At 55.8% G+C, this 24,530-nt stretch carries 30 protein-coding genes and 1 tRNA gene; 1 reads left to right on the top strand and 30 read right to left on the bottom strand.

Annotated features, from left to right (window positions below; genetic code table 11):
- Positions 1–6: 6 nt before the first annotated feature.
- From BQ5453_RS01945 to BQ5453_RS02075, 28 genes are all read right to left on the bottom strand, one after another.
- Positions 7–399 (bottom strand): tail completion protein gp17, encoded by a 393-nt coding sequence (locus tag BQ5453_RS01945; protein ID WP_071121922.1) that lies wholly within the window; start codon positions 397–399, stop codon positions 7–9.
- Between the two features lie 27 nt (positions 400–426).
- Positions 427–747 (bottom strand): phage head closure protein, encoded by a 321-nt coding sequence (locus tag BQ5453_RS01950; RefSeq protein ID WP_083361094.1) that lies wholly within the window; start codon positions 745–747, stop codon positions 427–429.
- Positions 729–1,049: a head-tail connector protein gene (locus BQ5453_RS01955; RefSeq protein ID WP_071121924.1), complete on the bottom strand. Its 321-nt coding sequence runs from the start codon at positions 1,047–1,049 to the stop codon at positions 729–731. The genes BQ5453_RS01950 and BQ5453_RS01955 overlap by 19 nt, the downstream gene beginning before the upstream one ends.
- A 74-nt stretch (positions 1,050–1,123) precedes the next feature.
- A complete protein-coding gene (locus tag BQ5453_RS01960) occupies positions 1,124–2,293 on the bottom strand; it encodes a phage major capsid protein (protein ID WP_071121925.1) in 1,170 nt (389 codons plus the stop codon).
- 22 nt (positions 2,294–2,315) lie between these two features.
- A complete protein-coding gene (locus BQ5453_RS01965; RefSeq protein ID WP_071121926.1) occupies positions 2,316–2,996 on the bottom strand; it encodes an HK97 family phage prohead protease in 681 nt (226 codons plus the stop codon).
- Positions 2,986–4,215, bottom strand: coding sequence for a phage portal protein (locus BQ5453_RS01970; RefSeq protein WP_071121927.1), 1,230 nt, complete (start codon positions 4,213–4,215; stop codon positions 2,986–2,988). Before BQ5453_RS01970 ends, BQ5453_RS01965 begins: the two co-directional genes overlap by 11 nt.
- A gap of 160 nt (positions 4,216–4,375) precedes the next feature.
- Positions 4,376–6,082, bottom strand: a complete 1,707-nt coding sequence (locus tag BQ5453_RS01975; RefSeq protein ID WP_071121928.1) for a terminase TerL endonuclease subunit — start codon at positions 6,080–6,082, stop codon at positions 4,376–4,378.
- A 191-nt stretch (positions 6,083–6,273) separates the two neighbouring features.
- A complete protein-coding gene (locus BQ5453_RS01980) occupies positions 6,274–6,648 on the bottom strand; it encodes a hypothetical protein (RefSeq protein WP_071121929.1) in 375 nt (124 codons plus the stop codon).
- A 281-nt stretch (positions 6,649–6,929) separates the two neighbouring features.
- Positions 6,930–7,217: a hypothetical protein gene (locus BQ5453_RS01985; protein WP_071121930.1), complete on the bottom strand. Its 288-nt coding sequence runs from the start codon at positions 7,215–7,217 to the stop codon at positions 6,930–6,932.
- A gap of 200 nt (positions 7,218–7,417) precedes the next feature.
- The gene (locus BQ5453_RS01990; protein WP_071121931.1) at positions 7,418–7,852 is read right to left on the bottom strand and encodes an N-acetylmuramoyl-L-alanine amidase; all 435 of its coding nucleotides are present in this window, start codon (positions 7,850–7,852) and stop codon (positions 7,418–7,420) included.
- A gap of 238 nt (positions 7,853–8,090) precedes the next feature.
- The gene (locus BQ5453_RS01995; RefSeq protein WP_071121932.1) at positions 8,091–8,501 is read right to left on the bottom strand and encodes an HU family DNA-binding protein; all 411 of its coding nucleotides are present in this window, start codon (positions 8,499–8,501) and stop codon (positions 8,091–8,093) included.
- Positions 8,502–8,513: 12 nt separating this feature from the next.
- Positions 8,514–8,906, bottom strand: coding sequence for an HU family DNA-binding protein (locus BQ5453_RS02000; protein WP_071121933.1), 393 nt, complete (start codon positions 8,904–8,906; stop codon positions 8,514–8,516).
- A gap of 183 nt (positions 8,907–9,089) precedes the next feature.
- Entirely contained in the window at positions 9,090–10,004 is a 915-nt protein-coding gene (locus tag BQ5453_RS02005; protein WP_071121934.1) for a hypothetical protein, read from the bottom strand.
- A gap of 179 nt (positions 10,005–10,183) precedes the next feature.
- The gene (locus BQ5453_RS02010; protein ID WP_071121935.1) at positions 10,184–10,519 is read right to left on the bottom strand and encodes an HNH endonuclease; all 336 of its coding nucleotides are present in this window, start codon (positions 10,517–10,519) and stop codon (positions 10,184–10,186) included.
- Between the two features lie 441 nt (positions 10,520–10,960).
- Positions 10,961–11,155, bottom strand: coding sequence for a hypothetical protein (locus tag BQ5453_RS02015; protein ID WP_071121936.1), 195 nt, complete (start codon positions 11,153–11,155; stop codon positions 10,961–10,963).
- 26 nt (positions 11,156–11,181) lie between these two features.
- Positions 11,182–11,406, bottom strand: a complete 225-nt coding sequence (locus BQ5453_RS02020; protein ID WP_071121937.1) for a hypothetical protein — start codon at positions 11,404–11,406, stop codon at positions 11,182–11,184.
- Between the two features lie 156 nt (positions 11,407–11,562).
- Positions 11,563–12,246 carry a hypothetical protein gene (locus tag BQ5453_RS02025; protein ID WP_143033260.1) on the bottom strand — a complete coding sequence of 228 codons (684 nt, stop codon included), beginning with the start codon at positions 12,244–12,246 and terminating at the stop codon, positions 11,563–11,565.
- Between the two features lie 56 nt (positions 12,247–12,302).
- Positions 12,303–12,476 (bottom strand): hypothetical protein, encoded by a 174-nt coding sequence (locus BQ5453_RS14290; RefSeq protein WP_154668730.1) that lies wholly within the window; start codon positions 12,474–12,476, stop codon positions 12,303–12,305.
- Positions 12,477–12,510: 34 nt separating this feature from the next.
- On the bottom strand, positions 12,511–12,720 hold the full coding sequence (locus tag BQ5453_RS02030; protein WP_071121939.1) for a hypothetical protein: 210 nt from the start codon (positions 12,718–12,720) through the stop codon (positions 12,511–12,513).
- 131 nt (positions 12,721–12,851) lie between these two features.
- On the bottom strand, positions 12,852–13,547 hold the full coding sequence (locus BQ5453_RS02035; protein ID WP_143033261.1) for a P-loop NTPase family protein: 696 nt from the start codon (positions 13,545–13,547) through the stop codon (positions 12,852–12,854).
- Positions 13,462–14,427, bottom strand: coding sequence for a DUF4373 domain-containing protein (locus tag BQ5453_RS02040; protein WP_071121940.1), 966 nt, complete (start codon positions 14,425–14,427; stop codon positions 13,462–13,464). The genes BQ5453_RS02035 and BQ5453_RS02040 overlap by 86 nt, the downstream gene beginning before the upstream one ends.
- Positions 14,428–14,621: 194 nt before the next feature.
- Entirely contained in the window at positions 14,622–15,020 is a 399-nt protein-coding gene (locus tag BQ5453_RS02045) for a VRR-NUC domain-containing protein (protein ID WP_071121941.1), read from the bottom strand.
- Positions 15,001–15,438 (bottom strand): DUF4494 family protein, encoded by a 438-nt coding sequence (locus BQ5453_RS02050; protein WP_071121942.1) that lies wholly within the window; start codon positions 15,436–15,438, stop codon positions 15,001–15,003. Before BQ5453_RS02050 ends, BQ5453_RS02045 begins: the two co-directional genes overlap by 20 nt.
- A 618-nt stretch (positions 15,439–16,056) precedes the next feature.
- On the bottom strand, positions 16,057–16,272 hold the full coding sequence (locus BQ5453_RS14015) for a hypothetical protein (RefSeq protein ID WP_143033262.1): 216 nt from the start codon (positions 16,270–16,272) through the stop codon (positions 16,057–16,059).
- A gap of 152 nt (positions 16,273–16,424) precedes the next feature.
- The gene (locus BQ5453_RS02060; RefSeq protein ID WP_161942391.1) at positions 16,425–16,745 is read right to left on the bottom strand and encodes a helix-turn-helix domain-containing protein; all 321 of its coding nucleotides are present in this window, start codon (positions 16,743–16,745) and stop codon (positions 16,425–16,427) included.
- A gap of 133 nt (positions 16,746–16,878) precedes the next feature.
- On the bottom strand, positions 16,879–17,139 hold the full coding sequence (locus BQ5453_RS02065; protein WP_071121945.1) for a hypothetical protein: 261 nt from the start codon (positions 17,137–17,139) through the stop codon (positions 16,879–16,881).
- Positions 17,140–17,153: 14 nt separating this feature from the next.
- Entirely contained in the window at positions 17,154–17,558 is a 405-nt protein-coding gene (locus tag BQ5453_RS02070) for a helix-turn-helix domain-containing protein (protein WP_071121747.1), read from the bottom strand.
- Between the two features lie 40 nt (positions 17,559–17,598).
- Positions 17,599–18,012, bottom strand: a complete 414-nt coding sequence (locus BQ5453_RS02075; protein WP_071121746.1) for a helix-turn-helix domain-containing protein — start codon at positions 18,010–18,012, stop codon at positions 17,599–17,601.
- A gap of 294 nt (positions 18,013–18,306) precedes the next feature.
- Here BQ5453_RS02075 and BQ5453_RS02080 point away from each other — a divergent pair, with 294 nt between their 5' ends.
- The gene (locus BQ5453_RS02080) at positions 18,307–19,536 is read left to right on the top strand and encodes a site-specific integrase (RefSeq protein ID WP_071121748.1); all 1,230 of its coding nucleotides are present in this window, start codon (positions 18,307–18,309) and stop codon (positions 19,534–19,536) included.
- A gap of 72 nt (positions 19,537–19,608) precedes the next feature.
- On the opposite strand, the gene BQ5453_RS02085 is transcribed toward BQ5453_RS02080, so the two are convergent.
- Together BQ5453_RS02085 and BQ5453_RS02090 are read right to left on the bottom strand one after the other, a co-directional pair.
- Positions 19,609–19,682, bottom strand: a tRNA-Ile gene (locus BQ5453_RS02085).
- Between the two features lie 287 nt (positions 19,683–19,969).
- Complete coding sequence (locus tag BQ5453_RS02090; protein ID WP_071121946.1) at positions 19,970–24,514, bottom strand: LamG-like jellyroll fold domain-containing protein; 4,545 nt, start codon at positions 24,512–24,514, stop codon at positions 19,970–19,972.
- Between the last annotated feature and the right edge of the window lie 16 nt (positions 24,515–24,530).

Here is a 24,530-nt window from a genome sequence, read left to right on the forward strand (position 1 = left end):
GTTGTGTCAGCAACTCAGCTTGAAGGTGAGAGTCTGTATGTAGGCGTCGTCCTGCCAGTCCTCCTTGGCGTCGGTGAGGTAGCACGAGCGCACCACGAGGCCGGTGCTGGTGGTGATGGTGCGCCAGTCGAGTGCCTGCCTCACGGCCTCGGCCAGGGTGACGCTCTGGCCGTAGGTGGCGGCGTAGATGTCGACCTGTACCACGGCCGTGTCGGCCGAGTGGCGTGCCTTGGTGGGTGTGGCCTCGAGCGCCTCGCGGTGGTAGCACACATAGGGGAGCACGGCCTCATCGGTCACCACGGGGAAAACCTTGGTCACGCTGTGGGCCAGTGCTTCGCTCAGCACCTCGTACACGGCCTGCCCTGCACTGATTACGCTCTGTGGTGTGTCATTGTCCATATTTTAAGGGATTGGTTTTGGGGTTGGTTATGGGTTGGCACGTGAGCATATAAGTGTGAGCATGCCCCGCCTGGTGTTGGGCTCTACGGCCTCCACGTTGTAGAGGTAGCCTCCGAGCTGCTCCACCTGCCAGTGTTCGCGCACGGGGTGTGCGCTCCTTATGCGGAAGAGTGCGGCGTAGGAGGCAAAGTGTTCGGCCACCTGCTCCTGCCGGCTGCCGCTCATCTTCACTTGTTCGGCCCAGATGGTGCGCACATGCTTGTATGAGGTGTGTGCCTCGCCATAGCGGTTGGTGGTGGTGACGGGCTGCATGAGTTTCAGCTTGATGGTCATTGGTCCTGCACGCATAGTCGTCGGTATTGCTTGATGATGGCTGCCGCTCCCCAGGGTATTTCGGTGTACTGCTGTGGTGCATCGTTTTCGCGGTGGTCGTAGAGCGAGCCGCCCACGAGCAGCACGGCCTGTGTGAGTGGTGCCGGCAGGCTTTGCCCGTCGGGCCCGAGGGCGAGGAGTTCGTCCAGGGTGCGGTTGGTGGCGGTTACCACCTGTTGCTCTGCGGCGTCGAGGCACTGCTGCAGGTAGGCGTCATCGTCGGCAAAGTCGTCGGCCCGCACGTGCTGCTTGAACAGTGTGAGTGAGGTGTGGCTCATTATGTGGGTGAGTTATTGTGAGGTTGACTGGGGCGGCAGGCCGTCCCGGTCAACCAAAGTTGCTTGCTGGTGTGTTACTTGCCGGGGTCGACGGCCACCTTGCCCAGTGCGAATGCTTCGGGGCGCAGGGTGGTGGTGCCGTAATTGCAATTGAGGACGAAGTCAACGGCGTCCTTGCGAGCTTGCGAGTAGGGGTCGACAATGAACGAGATGTCGCCAAAGAGGCCCATGCACTGGTATCGCCAGTCGCCCAGGCCGATGTAGCCCTCGCCGATGTAGTGTGTGCAGAACACGGGAATGCCTGCAATGTGGTCCTGCTCGCACACCATGATGCCCGAGCCTGCGTCCTTGGGTGTGGCCTCGGCAATGGCTTTCTGTGCCTGTGTCATTACCCAACAGAGGTTTGTGCCGTCAACGCCCGATGCGAGCACGGCGGCCTTGAGCTTGACAAAGTCGGCAAAGGTGGGTGTGGCGCTCATGGCTGTGGCTGTGGCGGCCTTGCCCACGAATGGGCCCACGAGTGATGTGGCACCGGTTGCCTTGGTGGTGGAGAAGAGCACCTTGTTGAGGAGCATGGCCACGGCCTGCGGCATGAGGCGCTTCACGATGGTTTCGATGATGCCCTGTGTCTGAATGATGGTCTGTCGGGTTACGGGTATGGCCACTCCCACACGCTGTGGCTGTGCGGTGAGCTTGCTCATGTTGATTTTGGTGTCGGTGAGTTCCACACCTTCGCCGGCGATGGTGGCCTCTACTGCCTCGTAGGTGGGCCACACGTAGTCGCCCGCCAGGCCTGTAGGCATGGGCAGGCCCACTTTGTCAAGAATAAGGCCCTCGGTGAGCGGGTCGAGAATGTCCTGAATGTTGAGCGGAATGATGCCGCCGCTGGTGCCGTCGGCCACCATTACGAGGTCGCGTGTGAGCATGATTTGCGTTTGTCGGCCTGCCTGCATGTTGTCGCGCAACAGGCGGTTGGCGTCGGCCAGTGCGTTGGGGTTCTGGGCCATGTGGCGTGCGGCAGCGGCCTGCATGCGCATCTGCAGCACGGCGTTCTCGCGTGTCAGTGCCTCGTACTCGGCATTTTCCTGTTCGGTGCGTGTGCGCTGTTCGGCCTCGCACAGGTCGGCCATTTGGTTGATGCGTGCACAGTTGGCCTGGTACTGGTCAACGATGGTGCGCACGCTGGCGGTGGTGTTGTTCACACTGTTGGTGTTGTTCACACTGTTGGTGTTGTTTCTACTCATGTTGTATAGGGGTGTTAATGGTTTAGAGGGTGATGTGTGCTGCCTGTCGCATTTCGCGTACCTGCCCGTCGACACGCTGTGAGTCGTGTGTGGCGCGGCTTGTCATCTCGCGCAGCTGTCGTGCGCTCACTTGCGTGTCGGGGTAGGCTGGCATGGGGGTGAGGGTGAAGTCGTGAATGGAGTTGATGGAGCGGATAGTGTAGAGCACCTGGCTCAAGGCCGACCCTGAGTCGTAGGTCACGGTGCGTGTGACGCATGCGGGGTCGGAGTAGCGGCAGGTGAACATGAACGAGCAGCCGTCAATGTCGCCGCGTCGCACGAGTTCGAGCGCGCGGTCGCCGTCGTCGGTGCGGGGTGCTTCGAAGCTGAAGTGCACGCCCCGGGTGTCGATGTTGTAGGAGAGTGTGCCCTGCCCCTGCTTGCTGCGTGCGAGCAGTGTGCTGAAGTCGTGGTTCATGGTCATTTTGATGTCGGAGGAGTCGAGCAGCTGTTGTGTGACGGCTTCGGGTGCTATTTGCTCGCGCACCTCTTGGTCGCTGTCGCGGTACATGACGGCCGATGGTGTGTTGAAGAGTATGGCGTAGCCCTCGATGGTGCGGCTTTCGGGTGCATCGGGGCCGGCGGCCTGGCGCAGGTGCACGGTGGCTGGTGCGTGCAGGGTGCGCGTGACGGGTTGCGGGGTGGTGGTGTTGTTATTGTGCATTGTTGGTGGGTGTTGGCTGGTTGAGGTTGCGCAGGTTGGCGCTCACGAGTGGTGTGTCGCCTCCGCTGACGGGTGGCATGTTCTCGACGCGTCGCCAGTCGTTGACGGTGTAGATGCCTGCGGCAATGGTTTGGTTCTGGTATCGCACGCGGCTGTCGAGGTCGGCGGCGTAGAGTGAGCGGCGGTCGAACTCGAAGCGGCGCTGGTGGCAGAGCTGTGGCGCGATGAGTTTGCGCTGGAGCTCGCACTCTATTTTGCGGAGCAGGGGGTTGAGCGTGTTGCTGAGGAATGCGACGTTGGCCATTTCGGCACTTTTGTAGTTGTTGCTGGTGTCGTCGAACACGAATGAGGGGTGCACGCCGAAGAAACGGCATATTTCGCGCACGGTGAACTTGCGGCTCTCGAGGAACTGCATGTCGGTGCTTGAGAGTGATATTTGCTTGAATTGTGCGTCGCCTGGCAGTGACACGATGCGCTGGCCGCTCTGGAAGAGTGTGTCGAGGTCGGTGGCAACGCCTGCGAGTTCGTTGTCCTGGTATTCGCCGTAGCCTCTGACGGAGTTGTTGTTGGTGACCATGCCTCGCACGTTGCCTCCGTTGGCAAATCGGTTGAGTGTTTCGCGGTCGCCCGTGGTGGCTATGTCGGCAGTGAGGCGTGCGAAGGAGAGTGTGCTCAGGCCGTCGAGTCCGTCGAGGCTGAGATTTTTGAGGTGTATTACTTCGGCTTCGGGGTATTGTCCGCTGATGCCGTTTATCATGTCGGCCACGTAGTACTGCCTATTGATGGTGTCGTGGCTTACGGTGCCCCGCTGGCAGAGTGTGAGGCGTGTGGGCTGCAGGGTGAGGGGGTCGTAGCTTGGTATGATGTAGGCGTTGCCGTCGAGCAGCATTTGTTGCACGGCCTGTGCCCAGAAGTCGAATGTGGAGTACTGCGGGCATGGCTCGTAGCATAGCAGGCGGTGGAGGGCTGAGCTTGTGTCGGGCTGGTAGGTGCCATCGGGGCGTAGTGTGAGGTAGCGCAGTGGCAGGTTGGCCACGCTCTCGCTGAGCAGGCGCACGCATCGGAACACGGTGCTTATTGCCATGGGCTGGCTGCAGCCCCACAGCATGGGTGTGCCGCCCTGCCGTGGTGTGGCGGGTGTGGCGGGGGCTTGCTGTGGGGCTTGCTGCCTGGCTTGTGCAAGTCCGAGGTATTTATGTATGCTTTGTATGAGGCTCATATATTATGCGGGGAGGGGTGGTGCAGGGGGTACCAGGGGGAAGAATAAAAAGTTGAAAAGTTTATGAGTTGATAAGTTTATGAGGTTACCTCTGCTTGTCAAGCTCTTGAAAGCGACCTCTTAACTCTTAAACTCCTCAACTCCTCAACTTGCCCCCTCCTCACCTTTCGTAGTCCATGAACAGGCGCATGCACATGAGCATGGTGATGACGCCGTCAATTTTTTGGTATCGTGCGCGCTTCACGGGCTTTGTGTTGTCAAGGTTGTCGGTGTCGAGCACGGCGTTGCCGAAGCAGTAGGCGTTGATGGGGTTCTGGTTGATGGTGATGCGGCCTGTCTTGATGCCGTGCTCAAAGCTTTCGACGGGGGCGGTAAATGTGCCGTAGGTTTGCTTTACGGCGCGGAGCACGCCCCGTGCCCCGGTGGCTGCGAGCATGTTGATGACTTCCTGGCTCTTCCATGGGTCGTAGCCTATTTGCAGCAGTCGCACGTGCTGGTTGACGCTGTTGATGTAGCTCACGATGGTGCGGTAGTCGATGACGTTGCCCGGGGTGAGTGTGAGGTGCCCGGCTTCGGCCCATGTGCGGTAGAGGCGTTCGTTGGGGTGGCCTGTGAGTGCGCCTTCGGGAAAGAAGTAGGCAGTGTGGAAGGTGAATGCCTTGGCCTGCGGGCTGTAGATGGCAGTGCTCACGGCCGAGAAGTCGTCGCTCTCGCTGAGGTCGATGGCTGCCATGGCATCGGGGCGGCCTTTGATGGCTGTGAGGCTTATGGGACGCATGACGCTGCGGGCCAGGGTGGCGCTTATCCAGGCGCGCTGCTCGTTTTCGGCGTAGATGTTGAGCAGTTTGGTGCGGAAGGCGAGCATGGCTTCTGCGCCGTCGCGCTGTGCGGTGCGGTATTCGCTTTCGTAAAAGGCTTGGCTTACGGTGATGCCCATGTGCGGGTGTACTTTGCGCCAGGTGTCGGGGCTGCCTTCGGGGTCGTCGGGGTCGGGTTCAAAGAGGTGGGGGAACACGCTGTCGTCGGTGTAGCGGCCGAGCAGCAGCTGCTTGTAGCCTTGGAGTTTGGCGTAGAATGGGCCGTCGAACACGTCGGAGGCTGTGGTGATGATGACGGTGAGGGGGTTTTGCCTTATGCCCATCGAGGTGGTGAGCACGCTGTAGAGCTCGTTGGTGCGTGCTTGTGAGTATTCGTCCATGACGATGGTCGATGCCGAGAGGCCGTCCTTGGTGCGTGAGTTGGCTGTGAGGCATTGGCAGAAGGCTGAGCGGTCCTGTCGGCGGCTTTTGATGACGTCCTCGTTGACGATGTAGCGCAGGCCCCGGGGGTCGAGCCTGCGCACGCACTGGCGCATGACGTCGAAGCCTTTCTTGGCCTGGTCGTAGGAGTTGGCCCCGAGGTAGCATTCGGCGTTGGCGTCGCCAAAGAGGAGGTCGTAGAGGGGGAAGGCTGCCGCGGAGGTGGTTTTTGAGAATTTGCGCGGCACGAAGAGGCACACCTCCTTGGTGATGCGGCGGCCTTGGTGCCAGAAGCCGTAGACGGCGGCAAACTGGAAGCACTGCACGGGTGTGAGCCTGTAGCTCGTTGGGCCTTGTGTGCCTGGGAACTGGAGGCTCTCGTAGAAGGCGTAGAACCTCCTGACCTCGCGCTCGTTGAGCCCGTAGCGTGTGCACATGGCGAGGAAACGCTCAACGCTCAGCTGCTCCCACAGGCAGTGGCCCGCAGGGTTGCCGGCCACCTGGCGCACGTAGGCGTAGAGGCGGGCGTCGACCGTCTGCAGTTGGTAGCGGTCGATGTCGGCGGCTGCAAGGGTGGCTGTTACGCGTGCCTTGGCGGTGAGTTGTTGCTGGCGTTCTTCGTCGGTCATATAAGAGTTGAAAAGTTTAAGAGTTGAAGAGTTAAGAGGAATGTCAAGTTGAGGAGTTGAGGAGTTAAGAGGTCGCTTTCAAGAGCTTGACAAGCAGAGGTACCCTCATAAACTTTTCGACTCATCAACTCCTCAACTTGAAACTCCGACCTCATGAACTCTTAAACTCTTCAACTCTTCAACTTATCTACCTACTTTGTGTTGATGAGTTTTTGTGTGAGGTCGATGAGCGGGTCGGAGCTTTGGTCGGTGGTGAGTTGGTCGGTGGTGAGTTGCAGCTGCTTCATCTGCCGTGTGACGCTGGCCTGTGCGTCGCGCTGTATTTTGAACACGGGGTGTGGGGCCATTTTGCGGCCGTAGCGTGTTTCCTCCCACACTATGGTGGTGTGCAGGGTGTCTATTTCGGCGGTGGCGAGTTCGAGTGTGCGCATGGCTCCTGCCAGGCTCTCTATCTGGAAGTCGAGGCTCTGGTTGTAGGTGCCTGCGCGCTTGAGTGCTGCCTTGATGCGTGTGCGCCATTGGGCGGTGGTGCGCACGTTGAGGGCGGGGGCGGGGGTTTCGGGCATAGTTCAAGTTTAGGAGTTTAGAAGTTGAAAAGTTAAGAGGGGCAGGTAGGAGTTTATAAGTTTAAGAGTTGATGAGTTTATGAGGTCACCTCTGCTTGTCAAGCTCTTGAAAGCGACCTCTTAACTTTTCAACTCATAAACTTATAAACTTAAAAAATCCCCCTCCTCCCTCCAAAGTTCCGCAAATCAAAAAATCGTCTCGCGCACAAAAGATGGTGTGGCTGGGGTTAACGGGCCACCCCCCCCGCTAAAAAAAACACCCCCCGGGGGGCGTGTGGTGGTCATTGGCACTGCCTTCGGGGGTGTGTCACGGGCACGGTGCCGTCGGGGGTGGGTTGTGCCCCTGCAAGCTCGTCGAAGAGGGCTGCTATGTAGGCTTCGGTGTCCTCGTCGCGCTGGCGCAGGCGCTGCTGGTGCTCGGCCTCGGCCCTGAGGGTGTGGGCGGCGAACACTTGCAGCAGTGTGGTGCCAAGCTCGCACGCCGAGCCGAAGCCGTAGCGCCTGGCTATGGCTTGCAGCTGGGTGTAGAGGGGTTGGGATAGTGACAGGTTGAGGCGCTTGCGTGGCATGGGGGGAGGGAGGAATTTAAGTTGATAAGTTTAAGAGTTGAAGAGTTAAGAGGAATGTCAAGTTGAGGAGTTGACAAGTTGAAGAGTTAAGAGGTCGCTTTCAAGAGCTTGACAAGCAGAGGTAACCTCATAAACTTTTCAACTCTTAAACTCATCAACTAGACATTCCTCTAAACTTTTCAACTCATAAACTTCTCAACTTATCTATTCAGGTAGCTGTATTCTCGCTTGGCGTCGAAGCAGGGGCAAGCCTTCTTCACTCCTGCAAAGTCGCGGTGGCCCTGTATGACGGCTCGGGGGTAGATGAGGTGCAGGAGCCTCAGCTGGTCGGCCAGTGCGCGCTTTTGGTAGGGTGTGCGGTTGTCCTCGGGCTGTAGTGTGCGGTCGTTGATGCCTCCGATGTAGGCAATGTGTATGGCGTCGTGGTTGTGGCCTTTCACGCCGTTGGCCACTTTGTCCTCGCCAAGGAGGCGCTCCACATGGCCGTCGCGTGTGACAACGTAGTGATAGCCGGGGGCCTGCCAGCCTTTCTGGCGGAACTCGCGGCGCAGGTCGGCCAGGGTTTGTGTGGTGCGCCCTGCGGTGCAGTGCACCACGATGTAGTTGATGGTGCGGGGGTTGGTGCTGCTTTTCATTTTTAAGTTGATAAGTTTAAGAGTTGAAGAGTTAAGAGGTCGCTTTTAAGTTGAGGAGTTGATGAGTTTAAGAGTTAAGAGGTCGCTTTTAAGAGTTGGACTCGCAGAGGTAACTTCTTAACTTTTCAACTCATAAACTTTTCAACTTTACTACATAGGGGGATAGTTTTAACGACATAGGGGGATAGTTTTTTCTATCGCCCTATGTTGTTTTTTCTATCGCCCTATGTTGTTTTCGCTATGTCTCGGGTGTGGCAGCTTTGCCGAATGTCATGCTGCGTGTGCGTGCATCGGCACAGCCGAGCTTTTGCTTCATGGCGGCCGACGGGGTGAAGCGTATGCGCAGTTTTTTCACCTGCTTGGTGGTGACGAGTTTTGGGTCGTCCTCGCCATGGGTGGTGGTACATGTCAGGCTGAATGAGCCGAGGTCGCCCAGGCGCACGGAGTGGCCCGAGGTGAGGGCGTCGCCCACGGTTTGCTCAAGTGCCGATAGCACGGCCTTGATGTCGGCGGCGTGCATGGTTGAGCGTTTGGTTATGCGGTAAACCACATCGTTCAGAGAGAGTGAGCCGCTCTGTACGATGGCGGGGAAGTATACCTTTTGCCCCGTCTTGGGGCTTTTTACTGATGAAATTTTGTATTGTATCATGGTGAAGGGCGTTTAGGCGTTGGGGCGTTTGAGTTTGAGTTGCACGTTGCTTGGGAGCAGGCTACGCGTGAGTGCCGGTGCGGGTGTGAAGCGCACGCGCACGGACTTGATGTCGTCGGCCGACACGTCCTCCTGCTTCTCTCGCGACTTGACTGCGCTGATGGTGGGACGGAATGAGCCGAGGTCGCCCAGGCGCACGGAGTAGCCGTCGGCCATGGCTTCGAGCACCACCTCTTGCAGGGCGTCGAGCACGCCCTTGATGTCGGCCAGGCTCACGGTGCTTTGTTTCTCAATCTGTTCGGCCACGTCGTTAAGGCCGATGGGGGCGGCGGGGGCCACCTGCGGGAAGTACTGCTTTTTGTCGAGCTTGAAGTTTTTCAAGCCCCTTACTTTGAGGGTAATCATGGAGAAAAAAGTTTATAAGTTTAGGAGTTGGGAGTTGGGAGTTGGGAGTTTTAAGTTTAGGAGTTGAAAAGTTGAAGAGTTTAAGAGCTTTACAAGCAGAGGCAACCTCATAAACTTTTCAACTCATAAACTCATCAACTTAAAAGCGGCCTCTTAACTTTTCAACTCATAAACTTTTCAACTTTAATTTCTCCCCCACTTGCCCCACTTGCCCCCCTGGTAGTAGCGCACGAGGGTGGTGTAGTGGCCGGGGGCGTTGATGGTGGCAAGGGCCGTGGCGTCGGCCGTGGCGGTGAGGGAGCCGGTGATGGTCTGCATGAGCACCTTGTCGCTCACGTTGAGCACGGCCAGGGTGACGGTGAGGGGTATGCCCCAGCACTTGATGAGGTGTGTGCCCTGTGCGGTGTCGGGGCCCATGGCGTCGAGGGCGGCGTTGAGGGCGTCGAGGGTGATGAGGGTGTCGGGGTCGGGGTTGAGGTATTTGCCCAGGCCGCTGAGCAGTGTCTTGTCGGCGGCTGTCATGACGCCCGCCTTGGCCGAGGTGGCCGCGCTCAGTGAGCAGGTGCGTGTGCCGCCTGTGGTGAAGATAGGTGTTACCATCACTACCTCGGTGGCGGTGGAGTTTTGCTCGCGCAGTTCAAAAGCGTCAAGGCGTGAATATACGTCGTAGCGGAGCAGCCCGTTGCCGCCCGTCCAGGCGTTGGGCAGCATCACCTGGCTGTAGTAGGTTTGTTCGGTGTCGTTGGTGGCGCCCCATTGCTTGAAGCGCATGAACTGGTTGCGGTCGGTGTGCTGGTATATCCATATCTTCGACGAGAGCACGGTGAGCGTGTCGTCGGTATGGCCGCGCGAGTACACGTAGTTCATGTAATGGCCGAGGGGCACTTTCTGATACACGGGGTCGGCGGCCTTTGCCTTGTCCAGTGCATCGTCGGCCTTGGCTTGTGCGCGTGAGTCGGCCTCGGCGAGCAGGGTGCTCACCTTGAGGGTGGCGTCGTCGGTGGTGGAGTTTTGGTTGATGATGATGCGGTCGGTGCCTACTACACTGCCCCGGTCGGGCAGCAGGTAGTGCACCTCTGATAGTTTCTTTGTGGGCATGAGATTTTAAGTTGAGGAGTTTATAAGTTTAAGAGTTAAGAGGGCACTTTCAAGTTGATGAGTTGATGAGTTGATGAGTTAAGAGGTCGCTTTTTGTGGTTGGTCTCGCAGAGGTAACTTCATAAGCTTGTCAACTTGTCAACTCCTCAACTTGACATTTCTCTTAACTCTTCAACTTATCAACTCGAAAAAAACCTGCTTATGGTAGCCTCAGCCTTTCGGTGCTGTCGGTCAGCGTTGGCATGTCGGCCGGAGCGTCCGAGTTCGGTGTGTGTGCGCACGTGGCACTCGTGGCACAGGGCCTGCAGGTTGTGTGCGTCGAACATGAGTGTGCGCTTGTCGAGGGGGCTGACGCCCTCCTCCACGGGGGTGATGTGGTGCACCTCGGTAGCGGCGCGTGTGCGCCCCTCGGCCTGGCACCGCTCACACAGCGGGTGGCGGCTCAGCACCTCGCGGCGCAGCATGAGCCAGCGGCGGGTGTGTATCTGCTTGATGTATTGCTTGTCTTTGGACATTCTTTTTAAGTTGAGGAGTTGAAGAGTTGAAGAGTTAAGCGGACGCTTTTAAGAGTTGGACAAGCAGAGGCGACCTCATGAACTCATCAACTCTTAAACTTTTCAACTAAGACGAGCCTCAAAGCTCGTTGCCTGCTTGCCACGGTGCACTCGAAGCACCTGACGGCCCTGCCGCGGGGTACTATTAAAAATCACGTTCACTGTTTTTTTATGATGGGTAAATTGTGCGGCTGCCGGTGTGGCAAGTGATAGGGGGAATGTTAAGTTGAGGAGTTGATAAGTTGAAAAGTTAAGAGGAATGTCAAGTTGAGGAGTTGATGAGTTTAGAAGTTAAGCGGGCGCTTTCAAGAGCTGAACAAGCAGAGGTGACCTCTTAGCTTTTCAACTCTTCAACTTGTCAACTTCCACCTGCGACCTCTTAACTCTTAAACTTATCAACTTCTACCTCCTCCGGTTCTTCCTGTACTTGAACCATGCCGAGAACGCGAGCACGGCCATCGTCAGCAGCACAAGCAGTGCCACGAGTGCCACGCTCACGAGCAGCACGGTTAACACCGTTTTGAGGCCTACGAAGTGGGCGGCTATGACGAACAGCAGCAGGATTATGATGGAGAGTGAGAATGTGTGGTCTTTCATACTTTTCTTCTTGTTGTTGTGGTTGTTTATATTAACACGGGGCACGAGTCGGCCTCGGGTACCTTCATGCGGCAGCCCTTGGCGGCCAGGCTCTGCCTCATGCTGTGCAGTTCGGCGGGGGTGATGGCCCATGGGGCGTACTGCATGATGTCGGCCAGGTGGGCCCTTACGGCGTGGGGGAACATGAACTTTCCGTCGGCCATGCGGCGTATGTAGGTGAGCACACGGTGCTCTATTCGGTTGTCGGTCATATAAGAGTTGAGAAGTTTATGAGTTGATGAGTTAAGAGGAATGTCAAGTTTATAAGTTTAAGAGTTGGTGAGCTAAGAGGTCGCTTTCAAGAGCTTGACAAGCAGAGGTGACCTCTTAAACTTTTCAACTCTTAAACTTTTCAACTTAAAAAACTCCTACCCCCTCGGCCTGTTCCACTCGGGGGCGGGGTTGATGTCGGAGTAGTTCGGTGCGCCGTCGGCCTCGAGGGAGGCAAAGTAGGCGTCCTCCACCTCGCGCAGCTGCTGGTGCGAGTCGAGGGCCTTGATTAGGTTGTCGGCCGCCAGGTTCACCATCTTGTCCTTGGCGGGGCTTATCACCACGCCCTTTGGCACAAGCTGGCGGTCGAGGGCGTCGAGCAGCTGGCAGCACATGCGGTGCTGCTGCTCGTCGATGTCGCAGCGCAGCAGCTCGGTGGTGGGGCACAGCTCGCGTGTGGCCTCAATGTCGCGCACAAGGCGGCGGTTGGCGTAGAGCACAAGTATCTCGGCCACCTGCACATGCGCCAGCAGGGGCGACTGCCTGCACCCGTGGCGGGTGAAGAGCTGCAGCACGCAGTGGTAGAGCGTCTGCACCAGCGGGCGGTAGCGGTCAAGGGCGCGCTCCACCAGGCCGTCGTACACGTCCACCAGGTCCGACCGCTTGATGCTGTGCGCCAGGGCCACGTCCCACTGCGAGAGGCGGCACTGCATGCGCTTGACAATGCGCTTGATGTCGTGGCGGCACAGGGGCGAGGCCGTCACACAGCCCAGGGCCGTGCGCAGCTGCTCGTTGGCCACCTCGCGGCGCAGCGTGTTGTGGTAAAAGGCCGTGCCGAACACGCGGGCCTCCTGGCTGTCCTTGCAGTGCTCGGTGCGGTAGCCCGCCCGCTGGCGGTTCATCTCGCCACGCGCAAGGGCAGTGGCCAGCGGCGGCGTGCTGCGGCGGCCCCTGGCGTGCTGCGGCGGCCCCTGGCAGCGGGCGGGGGTGTGGCTGTGGGTGTGCCTATGGGGGCCGTGGCCGGGGTAAGGGGGCGGCGCATAGGTGTTGCTTGTTGTGTGTTGTTGTCCATGTGTTTAAGTGTTTTGCCCGGGGGGCGGGCGTTATTAGTCGTTGGTGTGGGGCGCGGTAGTGTATTCGCGGCGTATCTTGAAAAAACCGCGGCGCGCCGTTTCAAAGAATGTCTTGAGGTCGTCGTCGGCCACCGACACGTCGGTGTGGCCGTTGATGCTCACGCACTCGTCAAAGCAGAAGTGGCGCACGATGCGCTGCCACGACAGCCGCGAGCATGTCCAGTATATCTGAAATCTACGCATGGGGGGGGGAGTTTTAAGTTTATAAAGTTGATGAGTTGAAAAGTTAAGAGGTCGCTTTCAAGAGCTGAACAAGCAGAGGTAACCTCATAAACTTATCAACTCCTCAACTTTTCAACTTGAAAATGCCCTCATCAACTCCTGTACGAGGCATTGGTGAACACTACCACCTGCAGCATCTCGCGCAGGCGGTCGGCCACACGTTGGCCGTACTTGGCCGCTATCTCCTGCCCCGTGAGGTTGGTGGTCAGTATGGTGTACAGCCCGCGGGCGTAGCGGTGCTCCACAAGGTCGGTGAGCGGGGCTATCACATTGCCGTAGGTCAGCACCTCGGCAGGCTCTGCGCCGAAGTCGTCAATGCCCAGCACAGGGCGGGCGGCCGTGCGGCCGAACCACTCTGGGCTGGCGGCCTGCTGCGCTATGTCCTTGGCAGTGAGCACCACCACCTTGTCAAGGTCGTGCGCCGCCATGTCGGGCGGTATGCGCCCCGACTCCCACAGCCAGTTGCACGCCCGCTGTATGGCCCGCAGCATGGTGGTCTTGCCGTTGCCCACCGTGCCACACATCATCAGCCCCGGCTTTTTGCCACCGGGCCACAGGGCGCGCGCCACCTGGGCCACAGCCTGTGTGGTGCCCGCGTCGGGCTGCATGGGGCGGCCGCCACCAGCGCCGCGCACTATCACCTCGGCCGAGTACGAGGCGTAAAGCAGGCGGTAAGCCTCATCGAGCGAGGCCACAGGCAGCCTAAATGCCTGCAAGGTAGTCGGCTGCCGTATGAGCTGCCGCGTCAGTTCCCCGGCGTCGGGCAGCGGTGTGTTGTTGGTTCGCATGGTCATTGGCTATGGTTTGCTTTATCCTGAGCCACGAGCAAAAGTGGCTCTTCACGTTGTCTATGCCCAGGTGCTCGGCCTTGCCGTTGGCCAGGCAGTCTATCACAAAGCTGTCGAGCCAGCCGCTCAGGGCCTCGGCCGTCAGCTGGTAGCGCATCTGCACCACCTCGCCCCATTGGCGGTCGGCCTTGAGGGCGGCCACGTCGCGCCGCAGCCGCTCGGCCGTGGGGGCTTGGGCTGAGGCTGTTGCAGCATCGGCAGCAGCAACAGCAGCAGGCTCTCGCGCACCTTCTGCTGTTGTTGTTATTTCCTTTTCTCTTGTTTCCTTTTCTTTTCTTTTCTTGGTATCCGGTGCGTATACGTCCGTATCCGTTCCGTATTCGTTCCGTATCACTTCCGTATCACTTCCGTATTCGTTGTGTATACGTTCCGTATTATTTCCGTATTCGGTGCGTATACGTTCCGTATCACTTCCGTATTCGGTGCGTATACGTTCCGTATCCGGTTCCGCATTACGGTGCCACCGCGCCTGTATGGCCTTGCGTGCCGCCTCGGAGCGTTGGCCGCGCTCGGCGTCCTTCACCTCCATGCGGTGCAGAAAGCCCGACGAGTAGAAGCGGGTGCCGTCCTCCGACTTGCGGAACAGCCCGAAGTCCTCTACCACCGTGCGCACCAGTTCGGTGTCCACATGCAGGTCAAAGGCTATCATGTCATAGTCCGTGGGGCTCGAATAGCCGTCCTCATCGCGCAGGCGCTCCAGTATCATGAAGTACACGCCATAACCCTCTGCCCCATGCTTCATGCGCAGGCGTATGAGCTTTGACGAGTTGCGCGCGTTGGTGTCGTGCGGGAAATATCCCGTCTGTTTTTTGCGTGCCATGTGTCTCTCTTGTGTTTTTCGCTTTTCAACTTTTCAACTTGTTGTATATTAGGCAGTGAGGTGCCGCCGTGGCCGCTTACCTCGCCCGACAATGTCATTCGTTCAGCAACGCTATTACACACCACTCTCAAAACAGTAGAATAAAATACACAATATATATATGGGTGTGTGCGAGGGGGCAACCCTTCGGCCCTCTACTCGTCTTCACTCAAATAGCAGCTTACCTCGTTGATAAATTCATCGAGCGTTCGGCACACCACGTAGCTGTACTCACCGCCCTGTGTTATCAGGCGCTCCCACTCACGCTGCGCTGTGCTCTGCCGCCCCGTGGGCGTTTTCATTTCAATGAGCAGCGCGCCGTGGCGGGCTGTGCGCTTGAGCAGTATGAGGTCGGCCACGCCAGCAAGCACGCCTTCCTCCTTGAGCTTTGCCCCCGTCAGCATGTCGCGCCGCCCGCCGTTGGGCACGGCAAACAGGGCATGGGCCAGCCGGGGGTGCTGCAACCTGAACCACCGCACACACCTGCACTGAAGCAGGTGCTCCTCGTCGCGAGGCGGGCGGCGGCGCGGCTTGTCAGCGTTCAATGTATCCATTATACTTCAATTCAGTCACCGCCACCATCTCGCACGAGTCGCCCATGGTCTCGGTGGCCAGCTTCGTGGCACGCCCCATGGTGTCGGCACGCACAAGCCACTGCTGCGTGACGGAGCTCTCCTTGCCCGTGTCGTGGTTGCGGTCAGTCAGTTTCACCCGCACACGCCAGTAGCGCTGCTTGGCGGCCTCATCATCGGTGAGGTGCTCGGCGTAGTACACCGACTTCATCTGCTGCAAAGACAAGCCGTCGGCGCCATCTCTCGCATACTTGCTCAAAGCCAGCCCCAGGCAGCTCTGAGCCTCGCCGTAGCTGTAAGCCTCAACAAGCCACACCTCACGCGCATCAAGCGTGCGCCCGTCGGGCTGCATCTTCACATAGCGCACACTGCACTCAATGGTCTGAATAATTTTCTGCATAGTGTTCCTTTCTTCTTTTTATGGGTTAATACTATTTGCATTGTGCAGGCGGCGGGAGTCGAACCCGCTAATGTGCGACGAACCTCGGCATGTGGCGCGCCCATGCGTGTGGCCGCATGGAGATAAGTTACACCACACACACATAAAGGAGCGGGCGCACCGACGATTAAGAGCTGCTGCCGCCTATCCGTTTAGCGGCCTATCGCCTGCAAAAAGCGGCGTGCACTATCCGTCACGAACCGTGCAACGCCTTGAGAGAATTAGAACAGTTATCAGCGCAGGCGGCGGGAGTCGAACCCGCTAATGTCCTAACATTCCAGCGCAAAACCAGTCACGCACCACAGGAGCCGGCTATCCATCGTCTGTGCGCCAGCGGTGCGCCCGGCGTACCATGTCCTGATGCCGCCTATCCGCTTAGCGGCCTATCGCCTGCAATAAAAGGTGGCTGCACCTATGCTCACGCACCAGGGCAACCCGCAGCCGGGGAGCATTACGGAAGTAAGAGAATAGCGTATATGGCGAGCCCCCCGGCTGCCACATTTCAAAACACATAGAGATACATTATCTAACTAATAACCAAACCAACTCAAAGCATTCTCCCTGCCCGCGGGCCCCGGCTCATCGCCTGGCCGCCTCGTACACCTCCACCATCTGCCGCTCCGTCCAGTCGGGGTGCTCATGCAGCATGGAGTAGTACGTACCGTTATTCTTCATTTCCGTCACCACCGCATCGCGGTAGTCGCTGCTGCCGGCATAAGCCACCGCAGCCACCACCACACCAGCGGCAAAAACCCATTTCGCGGCGCACCATGCGCCATCAAGTATCTTTCTCATAGTCGTATTTTCTTTTATGTTTATATCATTGTGCCGCGGCTTCGTTTGTGCTGTGCCCTTGTTTGTGCTGTACGTAGTTTTGGTAGCGAAATCAATTTCCTTACCAAGTTCGTGCCGTGCCTTTGTTTGTGCTGTGCCTTTGTCACCTTCACTCACATCTCGACACGCCCCGTATTGAGGTTGCGGCGTTTCATAAGTTTTTCAAGCTCCGAGCGGCGCACCAACACCCTGCGCCCCACCTGCGCACACTCAATGCCAAAACGCCTGCGCCACACACGCCAGGCCGTGCGTTTTATGCCTAACATGTCGCAAGCCTCCTCCGTGGTCAGCCACTTGTCCTCAGGCTCAAGCCGCTTTTCAAGCCTCTCAAGCAAGTCGAGCATGCGCTCCCACTCATCAACAGGCACCGCCACATAAGTGGCCGCCATCTGCGCCGACGCCAAAGCGCCGCGACCAAATGTCAATTCTGCCATATCCATATCAATAGTCTTTTTTTAATGTACCAAGGTGCGTGAAGTGCATCAAGGGGCGCACAGGTGCATCAATGTGTGTGCCGCCTCACGCAGTCATTTATATTGGCGTGTAAGTGTGTGCCGTCTCACGCTGTCATTTGTTATTTAAGGTCTCCTGGCTGCGTCTCGCAATCACATACACCTTGCGCCCGTCCTCGTCCGTGTCGTTATATAGCACATACTCCTTCCAGCCGCTTTCCTTGTTGAACTTAGCCACAGCCGCGTATACCGATGCTTTCTCCACCTCGTCCGTCAGCAGCCCTATCGAGCCGCCTTGCTGTATCCTGCGCATGGTATTACGCAAATCTATTTTCCAGAGTATCGCGTTTTTTTTCTGCTTTTTTCTATAAAACATAACGTTAATTCTATTCAAAAGCCCCCCTTGTTATTGCTGAGCAGCACCTTTATCAGCCGTTCTTTTTCATTGAGCAACGCTTGCAGGTCTGCGATACGTTGCTTTAGCATATCTGTCTCGGTGTTGCGATTTTCCACGCTTTCACCGATGATTTGCGTGCCGTTGTTGGTGTTTCGATGTGTCGTAAGCACTGCCTTTGTGATGTCCTTGTATTCCAACAGCATGTTACCCTCTCCTGTAAGCAGCCAGTTGCCATCAACTTGAGGAAATGCGCGTTTAATGCGCTCGGGGTCTATAGAATTTCGCCTAATCCAACCTGCAACAACACCCTGTTGGCAGCCTAACAATCTTGCGAATTGAGATTGATTTCCGTATGCGAAATGCTTTAGTAATTGTTCTACAATGTCTTTTTTATTCATAATATTAGCAAAAACCCTTTTTAGTTATCAGTTTTGAACTTTACTGTTGACCACGTCTTTGACTATTGAGCAGCACGTTGATAAGCCGTTCTTTCTCGCTAAGTAGTGCTTGTAGTGATGCTATTTGTTGCTTGAGTATTTCTGTATTGAAAGTGTGGTTTTCTATGTTTTCACCGATGATTTGTGTGCCGTGGTTTGTGTTTTGTTGTGTGGATAATATTGTTTTGTTATTGCCGTTATCGTTGTTTGTTAGTAATATATTGCCTTCACCTGTAAGCAACCAATTGCCATCAACTTGTGGCAAGGCTGCTTTTATACGCTCGGGGGCAAAGTTCTTACGAGATAGCCATGTTGCTATAGTACTCTGCTTTATGCCTATAGTATTGGCAAACGAACTTTGACTACCATTCCCAAAAAGCATAATAAGTTGTTCTAACTGTCCTGTATCTTTCATAATACTGTTCTATTTATCTTATTTTACGTCCCATTTGAAATTTATCCTTATTCTATTTGCGATATATGTCTCATTTGCGCTATATTTGCAGCATAAACGAAACGCATACTGCGGTATGCTGCAAGTATTAAAATACAAATGTAAAGAATTAACGTTATGTTTAATAATACACGCATAACGTCACAGCAAAGCCCCTTTAGCCACACCGCTAAAGGGGCTTTGCCATTACTACCCCACCCCACCAGCCAAGCATATTGAACAACAAAAAAGAAACGTATTAAACAAGTAGACACAATGAAATACAGCATACTTTTCATGCCCGACAACCGCGCACACCTGCGCATGGTAGTACGTTACATGGGCAAAAGACTCTTCTGCAACGTTGGCTACAACATAGACACCGACAAGTGGAACAAAGACACACAACGCTGCCGGCGAAACACCACACACGGCAAAGACCTCGTACCCGCCGCAAAAATCAACGCCGCCATACAGCACTACGAAGACACCGCTGTGCGCGTGCTTGACACACAGCCCACAACCTTCGACGACTTCAAGCAACAAATGCTCCAAGCCATTGGCAGACACCACGAACAAGATAACGAGCCACACAAAGATTTTTTCAGTCTCTACGAACAATACCTCAGCAGTGAGTCCAACCGCTGCAGCTGGAGCAAAGGCACTGTGCAAAAAACACAACGCTTAATAAAGGAATGGCAGGACTTTCGTCCAGACATGACGTTAACAGCAATCAACGAAGACACACTCGAACAATTCCGACAATACCAAACAAGCCTCAACCACCAAAACGAGACCGTACTCAAAAAGCTCTCCATGTCCAAGTGGTTCTTCCGTTGGCTCGTGTCAAAAGGGCTTCTCACCGACCTCTCATTCTCAGCCTACCGCCCACGGCTCAAAAGGTCGTCGCGCTGCGTGGTATACCTCACATGGACAGAACTCATGGCCGTATACAATCACCAATTCACCACAGAAGAGCAACACCTTGCCCGCGTGCGTGACGTATTCTGCTTTTGTTGTTTCACCTCCCTGCGCTACTCCGATGCCCGCGCCCTCAAAAAGGCCGACATTTACGGCGATGCCCTACACATCACCACACAAAAAACCAACGACCGGCTCACAATCGAACTCAACGACTACTCGCGCGCCATACTCCAGTCCTACACCGCACAACCTGGCGAGCGCGCCCTACCCGTCATCAGCAATCAGAAAATGAACGATTATCTGAAAGAGGTAGGTCGTCTGTGCGGCCTCAACGAAAAGTTGACCGATGTCACCTACACAGGAGGCATCAAAACCACCATCACCAAGCCCAAGTGGCAAATGCTCGGCACCCATTGTGGCCGTCGCACCTTCATCTGTAACGCCCTCATGATGGGCATTCCCGCGAATACGGTCATGAAATGGACTGGCCACTCCGACTATAACAGCATGAAACCCTACATCGACATAGCCGACAGCGCAAAAAAAACGGCCATGGCATTGTTCAACAGAACAAAACCATGACCTTAATACCTTTAATTTGTCGCTCTTTTTGTCGCCACAAATACGTAAAACACTGAAAATCAGTATACTTTGTGGACCAGCTAGGGCTTGAACCTAGGACCTCCAGATTATGAGTCTGTTGCTCTAACCAACTGAGCTACAAGTCCGTGCAAATATGAACAGCCTTTGCTGCTCTTTGCGAGTGCAAATATACAAGTTATTGCTGAAATCTACAAGAAAAAAGGCCGACAATGTTAGTTTGTCGGCCTTTTTCTTGCATTTTTTGGGTACATAACGCTGTTGATAAGCGTTCGTATCGCTGTTGATAAGCGTACGAAACGCTGTCGCAAACGGGTTGGCATGCTGTCGCATGAGGATAGGTGGGGCTATTTAGCGCACTGCTTTTTGCCCTCGTACTATCCGCAGTACCCTTTGGGGGAATAGCTGGAGGGATTTAGCGCACCACCTTTTTGCCACCAATGATGTATATGCCCTTGCCGGGCACCATTACGCGGCGGCCTGAAAGGTCGTAAACATTACCTGCGGCGTTGATGTCGGCAGGCGTTTCGGGCACTACGCCATCAAGCTTGATGCCGTTGCAACCGTTGACGACGCCATTCATGGGGGTAATATCGTAGCACTTGAGGGCAAACGATTTGATGTACAATGCCTGCGTGCCTGTCATGCTGGCCAATAAGCCGAGACTCACCTTGGCGGGTTCTGTCAGTACGAAGAACACGCTATTCTGCAGCGAGGCACTCTTCTCGCCTAAGGCACGCGAAGCCAACGCTTCTGCCAGATAGTTGGTGCCAGGCAGCGAGTCGCCTTCGGCAGCTACCACATAGCAACCATCAGGCTGTACAGCCTTGTCGCCGGGATAGTTTGCACTGAACACGTATGCGCCCTTAGGCAGTTCTACAGTCTGATACACCTTGTGGTCTGTCAGTACTTTGACAAAACCATCTTGTCCAGTGCTTATTACAAGGTAGTTGGCTATCATGTTGTCGGCCGCAGCACCGGTGTTCGATTTCGTATCCTTGCCATATTCGTCGTAAGCCACATTATCGAGTTTCCAGTCGCTCAGTGTCATGAAGCGTGAACCATACAAGAAGCCGTACACATCGTTGAACACTTCGCCGGTATTAGCAAATGGTGCTTTGTAATTGGCAAGGTACTTTTCTGTTACGTCCTCAGCCTTATTGTCAAAGCAGAGCGCAAACACACCCTTTGAACTTGTCCAAGCATCGCCATCGGGACCAAAGCCCTTTCTTACGCCCGTGTTGGCATTTGAGGTAGCGTCTGCCACGTTGCCGCTGCTTTGGTCAAACTTGTAGTAAACCTGCAAGCCCTCATTCTGTGCCGCAGCCACACCAGCCTCATCGAGGGGGCTTGAAATGTAGCCTTGCAACTTTTCGGGCGTGTTCTCGTTAAAGGCAAAGTTCCACACTCTGAACTCGTCGACAGTGCCCATCATAGGCGCATCGTCAGTGCCCAGGCTAAAGGTTGAGAGTTCGGGTATTTGTTGTATTACCGAACTATAGTCTTGCTTTTCGCCATCGCGGAAGAAGCATACAATGCCCGGAGAGCTGTAAGTCACTGCATAGTGATGCCACTCGTTGGCAATGACAAAGCCATCGCTTGATTGTGCACATTTGCCACCGATGTAGAGGCACATCTTGCCCGTGGCGGTGGTCATGAGTTCGAAAGTAGACTTGCTCTCGCCAATGCCATTGCAAGCAGCACGCAGCGAGTTAGGACGCATCCACCAGTCAATAGTGAAGTAGCCCTGACCTTTGGTCAACGGCACTTTCGACAGTTCCACCTTGGCGCTGCCCTCTGGCATAAAGCTCAGGCCGGTCTTGCTGTCGGCGTTGCATACTACCAATGCGCGGTTCATGGTAACCTCGCCGCTGCCCACATCGTTAGTAGCCTTGAAAGTGACATCGTAGATACCTGGCACTTCAGGACGGAAACTCACGTCGAGTCCTTCGCATTGCATAGCCGTTTGTGCGCTCACCAGCGTCCACTGGCCATGTTGCGGGTTGTAGAGCGAGTGGTTAGTCAGCGTCACATCGTCGCCCTTCATCACAATGGCAGGATTCACGTCAAACGACACCTTGGGCGCCACACCCTTCACGCCTATTTGTTGTGTAGAGGTAGCCTTTTGTCCGTTGGCATCAGTCACCTCGAGCGTCACATCGTAGGTGCCGGTAGCATCGTACGACACCGTGACATACGGTTGGTCTGATGTGCGGGTCGAAGCCCCGTCCAGGATCCATTTATAAGTAGTGCCGTCATACACCTGTACTGGCATAAATGTCACACGCTCGCCTGCAGTCACCTGCTGTTTCGTCATCTTAAATGCAGCGTCGGCCTTGGGTGCCTCGGCCACATCGATGCTGATGGTATTCTCCTGCGTCTTTCCTTTTACATCGGTGGCCACCACCTTAACCTCTTGCTTGCCCGCCTGCTTAAAGGTGGTGGTCAGAGTCGGGGCCACAGTTGTGCCGCCGTCGGTGCCGGTAGCGGTCCACTCCATCTTCACAATGTTGGTTGAGCCTTTGGCACGCAGTGTTACGGGCTGTCCTACCATCACCTTTGTGTCGGGTTGCACAATGCTTACCTCCGTCTTCGTGGTGTAGCCCAGCGACTGTGCCCAACCACTGTTAACGCTGAATTTGCTGTTGGCAAATGAGGCATGACGCTGTCCGGCTGTGTGGTCGCGCAGCAAAGTTTCGCCGCCCACTTCAAACGTGTCGCCCGGGTAGTAGGCTATCAAGTTTTCGGGCAGTATGCCATCGGTATACATCAGCTTGTAGTCGGCACTGATTTCGGCCGCCGTGCGTGCCTTGTTCCATATACGTATTTCGTCGTAGAAGGCGTGCTGGTCGCTGTTAGCGCCGCTGCCACTAAACGCCAAGTCGCCAAAACCGCCTATGCCGCTGTAATTGGCCGACGTTATGCTGCCCTTCTTCACACCATTTACGTAGGTGGTCAGCGTGTTACCATCTACCACCATTGCAATGTGAGTCCATTGGTTCAGCTTCAGCACGCTCGACAGTTCCATGCGGTCTGATCCAAGACCCCAACCGGCGGTAAAGTTGCCATTAGCGTTGGCGTGGAACATAAACTGCCCCCAGCCCGGACCAGCGCTTTGGTTCCAGTTCGACAGCGACATCGGACGTATCCAATACTCTATCGTAGCCTTGTCATATTTCGAGCCGAACACACCAGGAATGGTAAAGCCTGTGTGATCTGCCTTCAGACACTTGTTGCTTGTCGACTTGGCCGGCACGGTGGCACTTACGCTCACCGACTGCTTGCTGCCATATACAGCCTGCACGGCATACGAGCCCGCAGCATCTTCGGGCAGCGCATATTGTGTGGTGCCGGCATCGAGTGTGGCCAACAGTTCGTCAGTGCCCTTGTACACGCGGAAACCTGTCAGCACATTTTTCGAGGCAGCGGGCTTGCTCCACGTCAGGGTGTTTCCGTTCACAGCCACATTAAGCGGTGCTCTGTAGCCGCGTCCGGGCACTACAACTGTCAACACAGTACGGTTGCCCTGATTTTCAACGGTCACACCATTGTCACCCGTTTCAAAGGGAATTTCCAGCCCCTTGCTGTCTTGCGCATAATCGAGTATTGAGGCTTTGTACACATGTCCTGTGCCCTTGGCCCAGCTCTTGGTATCTATAATAAAGAAGTACTTCAGAGATTCGTTGGGGTCGAGGTTGTCGCTGAGGTCTGTCAGGTCGTAGCCAAACTCCATCGGCTCTGTATGCAGTGTGTTGTCAATCCAGCGTCCCAGCATCGGTATTTCGGGAGCGGGGTTGGTATTACCATTGTTGCCATCGCCAGCATACTGAAAGTGGTGGAAAGGCACCGAGTATTCGGGCTGCGTGGCATTCAAGTCCTTGGCCACACCGCCCGACAGGCACAGCTCTGAGCGCCGGCTATAGTCCATCTCCACCTTGATAGTACGCAGCGGGCGGTAGTTTTTGCGCACCTTGTACACCTCGGGCGTCCACCAGTTGCCAGTAAATTTGCCGTCGGCGTTGAAGGTAGCACCAGCGTAGGCGTAGGGGCAATATATAAAGCCGCCATCGGCCCAATCGTCGCCCCACGAGTTTACCATTATCCAGGCACCGCGCTCGTCTGACTCCGATTCGCCATACTTGCCGTTGCCGTTAAGGTCGAACTCTATTCTGTCGTCGTAGCCCACAATAGTCATGGCGTGGTCTACGGTAGTGCCCCAGGCGCTGAGATAGTGTTTGCCCACCACACCAGCAGCGGTGTTGGCCGGGGTGGTTTCGATAGCTTTCATTTGTATGCCCGACGAGGCACAGCCAATGCCCGCAATACCGCCCGAACTGAAGTCGGAGTCGCCATTGTGGTTGTAAAGCCAGCGTTTCAGCGCTTCGCGTCCGGCTTCTGTGCCAAGGTCCTCGCTGAAGTGTGCCGGTTTAAGCATGCGGTTGAACATGGCTTCGTACCACTTGTCGTAACCCGTCATCCAGCCAAAGTCGTTCTGCGATGCTTCTTGATAGCCAAACAACTTCGAGGTGGTCTGTCCGCCGTAAGTTGCAGCCGAGGGCACGCCCACATACTGCACAAACTGGTCCTTGCCCGAGTTGCCATAAGTTAGCAGCCACACAAAGTGTGACGGATAATAGTTGTGGGCATCTTTGCCATCAAGATTGCGGAAAGAGTTCAGCTCATGCGAAAACATGTAGCAGATGCGTGAGGCCGAGCCACAAGAGCCACCGTCCTGGTTGAGCACGGGCGGAAAGTAGCGTGTTTCAGCGTTATTTACATAGTCGGGCAGCCCCGTAACGCTGGCGGCCTTCCCCCTCATCTTGCGGGATTGCATCAGCGAGGGGTCTGGGTTCACCTTATCCGAGTAATCCGGATATTTGCTGCGGTCTACGTTCTGTGCCCACGTGGCGGTAGGTAGCAGCGCACTGAGCAGCAGCAGTTTCTTTAGGTTTAACTTCATTACATTAGGTATTATG

Origin of the sequence: Prevotellamassilia timonensis (assembly GCF_900106785.1) — a bacterium.
GTDB lineage: Bacteria > Bacteroidota > Bacteroidia > Bacteroidales > Bacteroidaceae > Alloprevotella > Alloprevotella timonensis.